This is a genomic window from Pseudomonas fluorescens (assembly GCF_005938625.1).
Taxonomy (GTDB): domain Bacteria; phylum Pseudomonadota; class Gammaproteobacteria; order Pseudomonadales; family Pseudomonadaceae; genus Aquipseudomonas; species Aquipseudomonas fluorescens_BD.
Genome location: NZ_VCNJ01000023.1, coordinates 36,905 through 49,172, shown reverse-complemented (window position 1 = coordinate 49,172; position 12,268 = coordinate 36,905). Strand labels below are relative to the sequence as shown.

The window sequence follows — 12,268 nt, the reverse complement described above, 5'->3', positions numbered from 1 at the left end:
GGCTGCTCGCTCTCAGCTCTTTCGTGCGCAAACTTCGGTGGATTTTTCTGTGTATTTCGCGCCTTATTCGCTGCGTGATGCAGCTTTTTGATTCTCAAAGGATGGAATGATGAACGCTATGACTCAGCCGCACGGAGCGCGCGACAAGTTGCTCATACTCGCGGCCGTGTGCCTCTCGGCACTGGTTCTGCCGCTCAGTTTTACCGGCGGCGCAGTGGCGACGCCGGCCATTGGTCGCGATCTGGGCGGCAGCCCGGTGGCGCTGACCTGGATCACCAATGCGTTCATGTTGTCGTTCGGCAGTCTGCTGATGGCCGCCGGCGCATTGGCTGATGTGTATGGACGCAAACGCCTGTTCACCTTCGGCATGCTGCTGTTCACTGCCGCCTCGATCGCGCAGAGTCTGGCGCCTTCGGTGTTCTGGCTGGACGTGTTGCGTGCCGTTCAAGGTGTGGCGGGGGCAGCGGCGCTGGCCAGCGGTTCGGCGGCATTGGCGCAGGAGTTCGAAGGCCATGCCCGGACCCGCGCGTACAGCGTGCTTGGTACGACGTTCGGCATAGGTCTGGCATTCGGACCCTTGGTGGCCGGGGCGTTGATCGAGGCCTTCAACTGGCGGGCGATTTTTGTCTTTACCGCGTTGATCGGCGTGATCGCGATGGTCTTCGGTCTGCCGCGCATGCGCGAAACCCGCGACCCCGATGCCAAAGGGCTGGACTGGCCGGGTACGCTGCTGTTCAGCGCAATGTTGGCGCTGTTCACGTTTGGCCTTATCCAGGCGCCGGACAGTGGTTGGGACAGTCCGCTGGTGCTCGGTTTGCTGGGCGCTTCGGCCGTGTTGTTGACCGCTTTTGTGATCGTCGAAATGCGTGTCGAACGGCCGATGCTCGATCTCACCCTGTTCCGTTATCCGCGCTTCATTGGCGTGCAGATGCTGCCGATCGGCACCTGTTTCTGCTACATCGTACTGGTGGTGATGTTGCCACTGCGCTTCATCGGCGTTGAGGGCTTGAGCGAGATCGACGCCGGTCTGCTGTTACTGGCGTTGTCCGCACCGATGCTGGTGGTGCCGATGCTGGCGGGCTCGCTGGCGCGTTTTGTTTCTGCCGGCATTTTGTCTGGTGCCGGGTTCCTGATTGCCGCCGTGGGCCTGCATTGGCTGAGCCTGTACAACGTCGGTGAAGCGAAATTCTCGCTGGTGGTGCCGATGCTGTTGATCGGTGTAGGCGCCGGTTTGCCGTGGGGGTTGATGGATGGTTTGTCGGTCAGCGTCGTGCCGAAAGAGCGCGCCGGTATGGCAGCGGGCATCTTCAGCACCGTGCGCGTGGCGGGTGAGGGGATTGCCCTGGCGGTTGTCGCGGCAGTGCTGGCGTCATTGCTCCACGCTGATCTGTCGAGTGCCGTGCACGCAGTGGCGGGCAGCGCTGAGGCGTCACTGATTGCCGAGACCGCGCACCGGGTGACCTCGGGTGATATGGCCCATGCGATCAACACGGTTCCCGGACTGGCCAATGAACGTCTGGTGCAAGGATATGCTGCGGCGTTTCAGTATCTGCTGCACATCCTGACGGTGATCACGCTGGTGTCGGCGGCGGTAGTGCTGGGGTTGTTGAGCAAGGACCGCAGTGTCGCAGAGCCGCAACAGGCTGCCGCATAAACCCAATGTGGGAGCGAGCCTGCTCGCGAAAGCGGAGTATCAGTCGGCATAAATATCGGCTGATGCATCGCCATCGCTGGCAAGCCAGCTCCCACAGGTTTTTGTGTCGGGCAGGAATGATGGGGATTACACCGATCAATGTAGGAGTGAGCCTGCTCGCGATGTCGGTGGTTCAGACAATGGAGATGGTGACTGGGCCGGCCTCATCGCGAGCAGGCTCACTCCTACAGGGTTTTGTGTGAGCAAAGAAAGTGACAGCACTGCCGAGTATTGTGAGAGCTGGCCAGCTCCCACAGGTTTTCCAGGTGTCTGGGTTATTTGCGATCCAGCCAAACGGTCTGCGCGTTGCAGAACTCGCGCACGCCGAAGTGCGACAGTTCGCGACCGAAACCACTCTTCTTCACGCCGCCAAAGGTCACGCGCGGATCGCTGGCGGAGTAGCCATTGATGAACACGCCGCCAGTGTCCAGTTCGCTGGTCAACTGCTGGGCCAGTGCCACGTTGGCGGTGTAAATGGTCGCGGTCAGGCCGAATTCGCTGTCGTTGGCCAAAGCCACAGCATGCGCGCAATCGCGGGCGGTTATGATTGAGGCGACCGGGCCGAACAGTTCCTGTTTGAACGAGGTCATGCGGTCAGTGACATCGGCCAGCACGGTTGGCTCATAGTAGTTGCCCGGTCCTTCGGACTTGCCACCACCGAGCAGCAGGGTGGCGCCTTCTTCCAGGGTGTCGCGTACTTGCTGGTCGAGTTCATCGCGCAGGTCGAAACGCGCCATCGGACCGATGTAGGTCTCGGCGGACAACGGATCCCCGACCTTCAACTTACGCGTGGCTTCGACGAATTTGCGGGTGAATTCTTCAACCACGCCTTCTTCGATGATCAAACGCTTGGCCGCTGCGCAGACTTGACCCGAGTTCTGATAGCGACCGATGACTGCTGCCTGCACGGCTTCGTCGATATCAGCATCGTTGAGCACGATGAATGGATCGGAACCGCCCAGTTCCAACACGCATTTCTTCAACGCGGCACCGGCCTGAGCACCGATCGCCATACCGGCACGCACGCTGCCGGTCAGCGTTACAGCGGCGATGCGCGGGTCGGCAATCGCGGTGGAAACGCCTTCCGGAGTGACGTTGATCACTTCAAACACGCCATCAGCGAAACCGGCGCGAGTGAACGCGTCGCGCAGCAGATAGGCGCTGCCCATAACGTTCGGCGCATGCTTGAGCACGTAAGTGTTGCCAGCGATCAGCGCCGGCACGGCACCGCGCAGCACTTGCCAGATCGGGAAGTTCCACGGCATGACCGCGAGAATCGGGCCGAGCGGGCGGTACTCAATGCGCGCCTTGCCTCCTTCAACTTGCGTCGGTTCAGCGTCGAGCATGGCCGGGCCATTCTCGGCGTACCACTCGCAGAGCTTGGCGCATTTTTCGATTTCGCCGCGGGCCTGGGCAATTGGCTTGCCCATTTCCTGGGTGATCATCGTGGCCATGGCTTCGCTGGTTTCACGCAGCGCACCGGCGAGGGCGGTCAATAAACGCGAGCGATCCTGCAGCGGCTTGCGCTTCCACTTGCCAAAGCCATACGCGGCGCGAGTCAGCGCGGCGTCGAGGGCAGCAGCGGATTCAAAGGCGTAGTGGCCGATCTGCTCACCGTTGGCGGGATTGATAGAGATGGCGTGGGTCTGGCTGGAAATCTGGCTCATGGCGTCGTCCTGCAGGTTCGTCGGATGAGCCTAGAGTAGGGTGGTGTTTGTTTTCTGGAAACTGAATAATAAAGATCGTTTCTTTCACGATTGGAGAATGACTGTGGATCTGGTGCAGCTGGAAATCTTCAAAGCCGTTGCCGAACACGGCAGCATCAGCGCCGCCGCCGCGCAGATCCACCGCGTGCCGTCGAACCTGACTACGCGGATCAAGCAGCTTGAGCAGGATTTGGGTGTCGATCTGTTCATTCGCGAGAAAAGTCGTCTGCGCCTGTCGCCGGCGGGTTGGAGTTTTCTTGAGTACGCGCGGCGCATTCTCGATCTGGTGCAGGAGGCCCGGGCGACGGTGGCGGGCGAAGAACCGCAGGGCGCGTTTCCTTTGGGTTCACTGGAAAGTACAGCAGCGGTGCGCATCCCCGAATTGCTCGCGGCGTACAACCAACTGCACCCGAAAGTCGATCTCGACCTGTCCACCGGGCCGTCCGGCACGATGATCGACGGCGTGCTGTCCGGACGACTCGCGGCGGCATTTGTCGATGGCCCGGTGCTGCATCCGACCCTGGAAGGCGTGCCGGCATTCGAGGAAGAAATGGTCATCATCGCCCCGATCAATCACGCACCCGTCAAGCGCGCGGCAGATGTAAATGGCGAGAACATTTATGCCTTCCGTTCCAACTGTTCCTACCGTCACCATTTTGAAAAATGGTTCAGTACCGACGCGGCGGTGCCGGGCAAGATCTTTGAAATGGAGTCCTATCACGGCATGCTTGCCTGCGTCAGCGCGGGTGCCGGCCTGGCGCTGATGCCGCGCAAAATGCTGCAGAGCATGCCCGGCAGCGCGACCGTCAGTGTCTGGCCGCTGGCGGCGGATTTTCGCTACCTGACCACTTGGCTGGTGTGGCGCCGGGGCACGGTGTCGCGCAGCCTGAGCATGTTTGTGCGCTTGCTCGAAGAGCGCGGCGTGGTGCGTGCAGAAGAGTAATTGACACTTTGTGTCATGGCTGTATCTTTATCGGCGTTTCGCAATATAAAAAACTATACAGCGCAGCCATGAGGAACAAGGAAATGACCACAGCCCTGAGCGGTAAAGAAGCGGTCGGCGAACGTTTTGTGCTGGAAACCATGCGCCACGCGCAACAGTTGACCTGGAAAGCCGTCGACGCCATCGCCGAGGTGATCAAGCCGGGCATGCTCGAATCCGAAGCAACAGCTCGCGGCAAGGAAATTCTCGCCGAATTGGGCATGGACCGCATCTGGCACCCGCTGCTGATCCGCTTCGGCGCCAACACGCTGAAGACCTTCAAACAGCGTTCCGATGGCGATCCGGTGCTGGGTGAAGAGGATATTTTCTTCATCGACATGGGTGTGGTCTGGCAGGGCCATGAAGGTGACGCGGGCGCGACATTCACCACCGGATCCGACCCGGAAATGATCGCTTGCGCGGCGGCCTCGAAAGAACTGTTCGACAGAGTTGAAGCCTTATGGCGCCAGGGTGTTTCCGGGGTGGAGCTTTATCGCTACGCCAGTGATCAGGCCGAGGCGATGGGCTGGGTGCTGAACCTGAACATCAAGGGCCATCGGGTCAGCGATTTTCCTCATGCGATTCACCGGGGCGGCGATCTGGGTGATTTCGAACAGGCACCGAATGCCGGCGTGTGGATTCTGGAAATCCAGATCGCCCATCCCTCGCGGCCATTCGGCGCGTTTTATGAAGATTTGCTGATTTGATTCGTGCCGGTTTTTCAGAGCGTGCTTTTATGTAGGAGCGTGACAACAGAGCGCAGCGCTGTAGTTGTTTTTATATAGCGCAAACTTCGATGATGCACGCCGTTTCCTAACTACAAAGTCAAAAAACAGGACGTCCATCATGAAAGTCAGTGCACGCAACGTATTCAAAGGCAAAGTCAGCAATGTTCAGGCCGGTGCGGTCAACGCCGAAGTGGTACTGACCCTGGCTGGCGGTGAGCAACTGGTTGCAGTCGTGACCATGGAAAGCATCAAGAACCTCGGCATCGCCGTCGGCAAAGAAGCCGTCGCGCTGGTCAAGGCGCCATGGGTCATGCTGATGACCGAGTCCAGCGACATCCGCCTCTCGGCGCGCAACTGCCTGGAAGGTAAAGTGCTGAGCGTGACGGACGGTGCTGTCAACGCTGAAGTGGTGATCGAACTGGCTGGTGGTTCGAAGGTTTACTCGATCGTGACCCGTGATGCCGTCGCCGAGCTGGGCCTGGCCAAGGGCGTCAGCGCGACTGCGGTGATCAAGGCTTCGCACATCATTCTGGGCGTGCCAGCCTGATTTACTTTTCAGGCAAATAAAAACCGCTGATTCCGCGATTCGGGATCAGCGGTTTTTTGCGTTATGGCGTGCCGTTTCGCCCGTACAGGCGATAGCCTTCGCGTTGGTTCAAGCGCTCGTAGTAGGCGCGGACGGCGGGCAGATGCGAATGCTCAAGCGGTGTTTCGAACCAGCGGTTCACTGACAGTCCGGTCGGGATATCTGCCAGTGAAAACTCTTCGCCACTGACGTAAGCACCGGTCGATTGCAACTGTCGATCAAGGATCTGCATGTTCTTCGACCATTCTTCGATCCCGACGGCGAGCGCAGCGCTGTCCTGATAATCCGGCGACTTGCGCACCAGTGACATGAAGGCGTACGACCACGAGCGATTCAGCTCCGAAGCCTGCCAGTCGATCCATTGATCGACCCGCGCCCGGGCCACCGGCTCAAGCGGATACAGCTGCGCGCCGCCGTAGCGCGACACCAGATAACGAATAATCGTGTTCGATTCCCACAACGTGAAGTCTGCGTCCTGAATTACCGGCACCATGGCGCAGGGATTCAAGGCGAGGAACTCCTGCGTATTCGTCGATTTGAACCCCGAGCCCCAGTCTTCGCGCTCAAAGGGAATGTGCAGTTCTGCGCAGGTCCATAGCACTTTGCGCACGTTGATCGATGAGGCCTTACCGAGTATTCGCAACATGTCATTGCTCTGAAAGGGTGGGTGATTGTTCGAGTGCGCTGGCGAGAAAGTCAGCGAATGCGCGCGCCGCCAGCCGTGTCGCGCGGCCCATGGGGAAATAGGCGTGAACCGGCAGGTCGGCCATTTTCCATGTCGGTAACAGTTGCAGCAGCGTGCCGTCGTGCAATTCCTGCGCACAGGCCCATGACGTGGTCGAGGTGACACCCAAACCACCCACGGCAGCCGCCAACGCGCCGGCGGTGTCGTTCACCGAAATCTGCGAGCTCAGGCTCACAGACGTGATTTCACCGTCACGCTCGAATTGCCACGATGAAGCATGCGCCGACGCCGGGCCGCCGATGATCCGATGCTGTTCAAGGTCTTCGGGGCGTTCCGGTGGACCTGATCGTGCGAGATAAGCGGCAGATGCCACGACGATCCGCTGCATGCTGCCGATCAGTTTTGCCGTGCCGGCCAGATCCGGCAACTTGCCGACCCGAATCCCGACATCGACCGCTTCCTTGACCATGTCCTGCCATTGATCTTCGAGCATCAGTTCGAGGTGCAGTTGCGGGTGACGTTCGGTGAACGCCGACAGGCGCGGGATCACCACGCGAATGGCCATCGTCGACGGCATGCCGATGCGCAGCAAACCGCGCAATTCACCGGTTTCGCGCACGCTGTTTTCGGCATCGTCGACAGCGGCGAGAATCGGCTCCATCCGCGCCAGGAATTCCAGGCCCGCCTCGGTCGCTACCACCGCGCGGGTGGTGCGCGACAGCAGCCGAGTGCCGAGGCTGGCTTCCAGTTCGGCGATCATTCTCGACACTTGGGATTGCGTCAGGCCCGCCTCGCGGGCGGCGGCCGAAAAACTGCCCAGGCGCGCAACGCGGGTGTAGAGCCGCAGGCTGTGAAGGTCTTTGAGTGGCATGCCGGTTCCCGTGCGTGCGGAGGATTGATGCTGGATCGAGATAAATCTTAGCCCAATTCACTGGCTACCGAGCATGGATCGGAGGGTTGATATTGGCCACATCGCAAACGCGGCACCGCTGCCGCCTCCGCCCACTTGGCCTTATCGACATTCGAGGAATACACCATGCAAATCGCCCATTCCATTGCCCTGGTCACCGGTGCCAACCGCGGCATCGGTCGTACCTTCGCCGAAGAACTGCTCAAGCGAGGCGCCGCCAAGGTCTACGTCGCAGTTCGTGATACCGCTTCGCTGACCGACCTGCTCAAGAGCGGCGATCGCCGCCTGGTGCCGCTGCCGCTCGACGTCACTGACCCGGATCAGGTGGCTGCCGCTGCCAGCGTGGCCGCCGATGTCACGCTGCTGATCAATAACGCCGGGTATGCCGCGTTTGATGGCGCGATCAGCGCGCCGGACATGCTCGACGCCCGTCTGGAAATGGAAGTGAATTACTTCGGCCCGTTGGCACTGACCAGGGCGTTTGCACCGGTTCTGGCGGCCTCGGGTGGTGCGGTGTTGAACATGTTGTCGATGCTTTCTCTGGTCAGTCTGCCAATGGCGGCAACCTACTCCGCCTCGAAAGCCGCCGGCCTGTCGCTGACCCGCAGTTTGCGTGCCGAGTTGGGCGAGCAGGGTGTTCAGGTGGTCGGCGTGCTGGCGGTGCAGACTGAAACGGCAATGGGCGCGAAGCTCCCGGAACCGCGTCTGAGCCCGCTCGAAGTGGTCACGGATGCGCTGGATGCAATCGAAGCCGGCATCAACGATGAGGTCATCGCCGGTGCCCAGTCGCGCAGCATTCATCAGGCATTCACCGCTGATCCGCAAAAACTTCAGGCGCTGATGTCGACACGTCTGCCACAACGCGGCTGATTGCCCATCCTTGATCGAGGTGTGCCATGGACTTCCTGCAAACCCTGCTCGAACGCAATGCTGCGTTTGCCGCCAGCGGCTTCTCGGCCGAACTGAAGATCATTCCTTCACAGCGCACGCTGATCGTCGGATGCGTCGATCCGCGTGTCGACCCGGTGGAGGTGCTCGGCCTGCAACCCGGCGAGGCCGCGGTGATCCGCAATGTCGGGGGACGAGTCACCCCGGCACTGTTTGAAACCCTGACGATCCTGGGCCGCGTTTCTCAGGCCGGCGGTGCGCCGCTCGGTGAGGGCTGGCACCTGATCATCCTGCACCACACCGACTGCGGCATTCGCGGTTGCCTGCACCACGCACCGGCGCTGCTGGCGCAATACATGGGCGTAGCCGAGGAGCAATTACCGGCACTGGCGATTAGCGACCCGCATATGGCCGTTGCCATCGATGTCGCGGCGCTGCAAGCCAACCCACAGTTGCCTGCTGGTTTCAGTGTCAGCGGTCTGGTCTACGACGTCGCGACGGGGCTCGTCGAGACCGTGGTGCCGGCCAGCCGCCTGCGCCCTTAGCAGAACTTTCATAACGTTGAACTGGAGAAATACGATGAGTACGTTTTTGATAACAGGTTCTACCGGCGACACTGGCGCGCCAACCGTCAAAGCCCTGCTTGAGCGCGGCCACCAGGTCAAGGCCCTGGTGCGTCGCGAGGATGAACGCTCGCAAAAGCTCAAGGACATGGGCGCCGAGATTCACCTCGGTAACTTGCGCGACCTCAAGTCGTTGCGCCCGGCCATGGAAGGGGTGGACGGTGCCTACTTTTGCTATCCGTTGAGCGATGGTCTGGTCGAAGCGGCGGCGCTGTTTGCTCAAGCCGCGAAGGAACAGGGGGTCAAGCACATCGTCAACATGTCGCACAAACAATCGCGGCCCGATGCGCGCAGTCAGGCGACGTTGAACCATTGGATGTCGGAACAGATTTTCACTTGGTCGGGCATTCCATCCACGCATCTGCGCGTGACGTTCTTCGCCCAATGGATGCTCTACATCGCCGACTTTATTCGCGACGGACGCTACCTGACACCGTTCGACGCCGACAGCCGTTTTGCGCCCATGGCCGCGAGTGACATCGCGCTGGTGGTGACCAATGTTCTGCTCAAGCCTGCCGGCCATGGCGGTCAGGCCTATGCGCTGCACGGCCCGATCGAGTACAGCCACCGCGAACTCGCCGCGCTGTTGGGCAGCACGTTGGGCAAGGAAGTGCGTTTCGAACAGGTGGAAGTCGAAGAGTTTGTGCGGCTGCTCGGCGTCGATGCTGATCCAGCGTTTGCCGTGCACTTCAACGCGGTGAAAATCGACCAGCGCGAAAAGCGTCTGGAAGGACTCGACGACACAGGTGCCGCGATCATCGGCCAGCCATTGCAGACGCCGGCGCAATTCATCGAGGAGCACCGCCAGCGCTTCATCTGAAGGTAACGAAAAAGGGTCGGATCGCTGCATAGCGTTCCGGCCCTTGGTGCGTTCAGAAAAAGCCGTTTACAGACTGCTCGCCAGTTTCCCGCCCATCATCCGCCGACGATAAGACGTGTCGCGGTTAGCCAGCCAGAAATACAACGGCGAGGTCACCAGCAACCCCACCAGCCATGACAGATCCGCGCCATTGATGTGCGCCGACACCGGGCCGACGTACAGCGGCGTGTTCATGAACGGGATCTGCACGGCGATGCCGATCGCGTAAGCCAGCAACGCCTGCGGGTTGTAGCGACCGTAGATGCCGCCGTCGACCTGGAAGATCGACTGGATGTCGTACTGGCCTTTGTGGATCGCATAGAAGTCGATCAGGTTGATCGCCGTCCACGGCACCAGCACTACCAGCAACACCAGCACCATGTCGACGAAGTGGCCGATAAAGTCTTTCGAGGCGCCGACGGCGGCAAAGCAGCAGGCCAGCAAGACGATGATCGAGATTACCGCGCGGCTCTTGGCGGTAGGAATCCAGCGGTAGGCGAAAGTCTGTACCAGGGTGATCAACGACAACACCGCGCCGTACAGGTTGAGGGCGTTGTGGCTGATCACGCTGAGCAGGAACAGCACCAGCATCAGCGGGCCAATAGAGCCGGTGGCGAGTTTTACTGCGTCCATGGTGTCCATGCCCACCGGTGTGGCGAGCACGGCGACGGCACCGAAGATGAATGCCAGACTCGAACCGAGCGCCGAACCCAGATAGGTCGTCCAGAACGTCGACGAGACTTTGACATCGGCCGGCAAGTAACGCGAATAGTCGGACACGTAGGGTGCAAACGCGATCTGCCACAACGCCGCCAATGACACCGTTGCCAGCCAACCGGACAGGTTGAAGCTGCCGCGAGTGAGGAAATCGTCAGTCTGAATGTGGGTGAAGATGTAGCCGAAACCGACGACGATGCCGATCCCCAGCACCCAGGTGCCAATGCGGTTGAGCACATGGATGAAGCGGTAGCCGATGATGCCGATGATCCCCGAGCCGAACGCACCGATGACGATGCCGACCGGCACTGGAACGCTGTCGACCACGCCGTGCAACGACTTGCCGGCCAGCACGATGTTTGAGGCGAAAAAGCCGATGTACATGACGCCGGCAATCAACACCACCAGCAACGCGCCGAGAGAGCCGAACTGCGCGCGGCTCTGGATCATCTGCGGAATACCCATCTGCGGGCCTTGCGCCGAGTGCAGCGCCATCAGCACACCGCCGACCAGGTGGCCGACGAGAATCGCGACGATGCCCCAGAGCAGATTCAAGTGAAACAACTGCACGCCCAGCGCACCGGTGACGATGGGCAACGGCGCGATGTTGCCGCCGAACCAGAGCGTGAACAGATCCCTGACCTTTCCGTGGCGATCTTCGGGGGGCACGTATCCTATCGTGTGTTTTTCAATCAGCGGAGCGGAGGATGCTGCAGGGGTAGCCATGACGAACTCCAAGGCAAGGATGAGTACGTGGACGTACTTCGGCAAGCGCCGGCACGGGCGGCGCATTTCTTGTTGAAGTGATCATGTGCAAAGCGTCGGGATAGATAAATTAGTAAGTTTGTTGCTTCAGACCTTAAAAAAAATATGCTTCGGATGGCGCGGGCGTCCGGTATGTTCAAACCTGATCGTGCGCCAGGGAAACAGGGCGAACACCCGCGCTCTTTTGGAGACTCACATGGCCGCCTACAACCTGCGCCAGCTCAAGTACTTCGTCACTACCGCCGACTGCGGCAGCGTCGCCGAGGCCTCGCGCAAGCTGTACATCGCGCAGCCGTCGGTTTCCACCGCGATCAAACACCTGGAAGAAAGCTTCGGTGTGCAGCTGTTCATTCGTCACCACGCGCAAGGAGTTTCGCTGACGCCCAGTGGCTCGCGGTTCTATCGCAAGGCGCTGGAACTGCTGCGGGTGGCCCATGAGTTCGAACAGAACGCCTTGGCCGACAACGACGTGGTGGCGGGGCAGATCGATATCGGCTGTTTCGAAACCGTCGCGCCGCTGTACCTGCCGCGCCTGATCGCCGGGTTCAAGGCGCGCTGGCCGGGGGTGGAAATCCGCATTCGTGATGGCGAGCAACAAGAGCTGGTGCAGGCCCTGACCGCTGGCAGCATCGATGTGGCGATGCTGTTCGAACACGACCTCGACAGCACCATCGAAACCACGCCGCTGATGCCGCCGCAACAGCCATATGCGTTGCTGCCGTCCAGCCATCGCTTCGCGCAACAGGCCAAGGTCTCGCTGGATGATCTGGTGCTGGAGCCGATGATCCTGCTCGATGTAGTGCCGAGCCGCACCTATTTCGTGAGCATCTTCGAAGAGCGCGGGCTGACGCCGAATATCGTCTTCAGCTCACCGTCGATCGAAATGGTGCGCGGCATGGTCGGCAACGGTTTCGGCTTTTCGATTCTGGTGACCAAACCATTCAGCGACTACACCTACGACGGCCAGCAAGTCGTCTGTGTGCCTCTGGCGGAAAACGTCACCGGTTCGGGATTGTCGGCGGCCTGGCTGCGCCGGGTGCAACTGACCAAACCGGCGCAGTTGTTTGTCGATCATTGCCGCGAAGAGTTGGCCCGACTGCACTCGTGAGTGCCGTCGAGCCGCTGG

At 60.4% G+C, this 12,268-nt stretch carries 12 protein-coding genes; 8 read left to right on the top strand and 4 right to left on the bottom strand.

The window, feature by feature from the left end; translation table 11 throughout:
• The first annotated feature begins 109 nt into the window (after positions 1-109).
• Positions 110-1,654, top strand: a complete 1,545-nt coding sequence (locus FGA82_RS14765; RefSeq protein ID WP_141127624.1) for an MFS transporter — start codon at positions 110-112, stop codon at positions 1,652-1,654.
• Positions 1,655-1,968: 314 nt separating this feature from the next.
• On the opposite strand, the gene FGA82_RS14755 is transcribed toward FGA82_RS14765, so the two are convergent.
• On the bottom strand, positions 1,969-3,360 hold the full coding sequence (locus FGA82_RS14755) for an aldehyde dehydrogenase family protein (protein ID WP_141127622.1): 1,392 nt from the start codon (positions 3,358-3,360) through the stop codon (positions 1,969-1,971).
• 103 nt (positions 3,361-3,463) lie between these two features.
• Here FGA82_RS14755 and ptrR point away from each other — a divergent pair, with 103 nt between their 5' ends.
• The 3 genes from ptrR to FGA82_RS14740 all read left to right on the top strand — a co-directional run bounded on the left by ptrR (position 3,464) and on the right by FGA82_RS14740 (position 5,656).
• The gene (ptrR, locus tag FGA82_RS14750; protein WP_134174387.1) at positions 3,464-4,342 is read left to right on the top strand and encodes a putrescine utilization regulator PtrR; all 879 of its coding nucleotides are present in this window, start codon (positions 3,464-3,466) and stop codon (positions 4,340-4,342) included.
• 83 nt (positions 4,343-4,425) lie between these two features.
• Positions 4,426-5,088 carry a M24 family metallopeptidase gene (locus FGA82_RS14745; RefSeq protein WP_141127621.1) on the top strand — a complete coding sequence of 221 codons (663 nt, stop codon included), beginning with the start codon at positions 4,426-4,428 and terminating at the stop codon, positions 5,086-5,088.
• Between the two features lie 139 nt (positions 5,089-5,227).
• Positions 5,228-5,656, top strand: a complete 429-nt coding sequence (locus tag FGA82_RS14740; RefSeq protein WP_077573316.1) for a TOBE domain-containing protein — start codon at positions 5,228-5,230, stop codon at positions 5,654-5,656.
• A 61-nt stretch (positions 5,657-5,717) separates the two neighbouring features.
• On the opposite strand, the gene FGA82_RS14735 is transcribed toward FGA82_RS14740, so the two are convergent.
• On the bottom strand, positions 5,718-6,341 hold the full coding sequence (locus FGA82_RS14735) for a glutathione S-transferase family protein (RefSeq protein ID WP_141127620.1): 624 nt from the start codon (positions 6,339-6,341) through the stop codon (positions 5,718-5,720).
• Position 6,342: 1 nt separating this feature from the next.
• Entirely contained in the window at positions 6,343-7,251 is a 909-nt protein-coding gene (locus FGA82_RS14730; protein WP_141127619.1) for a LysR family transcriptional regulator, read from the bottom strand.
• A gap of 165 nt (positions 7,252-7,416) precedes the next feature.
• On the opposite strand from FGA82_RS14730, the gene FGA82_RS14725 reads away from it, so the two are divergent.
• The 3 genes from FGA82_RS14725 to FGA82_RS14715 are packed head-to-tail and all read left to right on the top strand — an operon-like array spanning position 7,417 to position 9,621.
• Complete coding sequence (locus FGA82_RS14725) at positions 7,417-8,160, top strand: SDR family NAD(P)-dependent oxidoreductase (RefSeq protein WP_141127618.1); 744 nt, start codon at positions 7,417-7,419, stop codon at positions 8,158-8,160.
• Between the two features lie 26 nt (positions 8,161-8,186).
• On the top strand, positions 8,187-8,723 hold the full coding sequence (locus FGA82_RS14720; protein WP_141127617.1) for a carbonic anhydrase: 537 nt from the start codon (positions 8,187-8,189) through the stop codon (positions 8,721-8,723).
• A gap of 34 nt (positions 8,724-8,757) precedes the next feature.
• Positions 8,758-9,621 carry an NmrA family NAD(P)-binding protein gene (locus FGA82_RS14715; RefSeq protein ID WP_141127616.1) on the top strand — a complete coding sequence of 288 codons (864 nt, stop codon included), beginning with the start codon at positions 8,758-8,760 and terminating at the stop codon, positions 9,619-9,621.
• Between the two features lie 66 nt (positions 9,622-9,687).
• Here the strand turns inward: FGA82_RS14715 and FGA82_RS14710 are convergent, their stop codons facing one another.
• On the bottom strand, positions 9,688-11,103 hold the full coding sequence (locus FGA82_RS14710) for a purine-cytosine permease family protein (protein WP_108226402.1): 1,416 nt from the start codon (positions 11,101-11,103) through the stop codon (positions 9,688-9,690).
• A 235-nt stretch (positions 11,104-11,338) separates the two neighbouring features.
• Between FGA82_RS14710 and FGA82_RS14705 the strand changes: the two genes are divergently transcribed.
• Positions 11,339-12,250 (top strand): LysR family transcriptional regulator, encoded by a 912-nt coding sequence (locus FGA82_RS14705; protein ID WP_141127615.1) that lies wholly within the window; start codon positions 11,339-11,341, stop codon positions 12,248-12,250.
• Positions 12,251-12,268: the final 18 nt, after the last annotated feature.

Bases quoted from the DNA above. Each gene is read 5' to 3' on its own strand.
- FGA82_RS14755 (WP_141127622.1), bottom strand. From the start codon at position 3,360: ATGAGCCAGATTTCCAGCCAGACCCACGCCATCTCTATCAATCCCGCC.
- FGA82_RS14715 (WP_141127616.1), top strand. From the start codon at position 8,758: ATGAGTACGTTTTTGATAACAGGTTCTACCGGCGACACTGGCGCGCCA.
- FGA82_RS14745 (WP_141127621.1), top strand. From the start codon at position 4,426: ATGACCACAGCCCTGAGCGGTAAAGAAGCGGTCGGCGAACGTTTTGTG.
- FGA82_RS14720 (WP_141127617.1), top strand. From the start codon at position 8,187: ATGGACTTCCTGCAAACCCTGCTCGAACGCAATGCTGCGTTTGCCGCC.
- FGA82_RS14710 (WP_108226402.1), bottom strand. From the start codon at position 11,103: ATGGCTACCCCTGCAGCATCCTCCGCTCCGCTGATTGAAAAACACACG.
- FGA82_RS14730 (WP_141127619.1), bottom strand. From the start codon at position 7,251: ATGCCACTCAAAGACCTTCACAGCCTGCGGCTCTACACCCGCGTTGCG.
- FGA82_RS14725 (WP_141127618.1), top strand. From the start codon at position 7,417: ATGCAAATCGCCCATTCCATTGCCCTGGTCACCGGTGCCAACCGCGGC.
- FGA82_RS14705 (WP_141127615.1), top strand. From the start codon at position 11,339: ATGGCCGCCTACAACCTGCGCCAGCTCAAGTACTTCGTCACTACCGCC.
- FGA82_RS14765 (WP_141127624.1), top strand. From the start codon at position 110: ATGAACGCTATGACTCAGCCGCACGGAGCGCGCGACAAGTTGCTCATA.
- FGA82_RS14740 (WP_077573316.1), top strand. From the start codon at position 5,228: ATGAAAGTCAGTGCACGCAACGTATTCAAAGGCAAAGTCAGCAATGTT.
- FGA82_RS14735 (WP_141127620.1), bottom strand. From the start codon at position 6,341: ATGTTGCGAATACTCGGTAAGGCCTCATCGATCAACGTGCGCAAAGTG.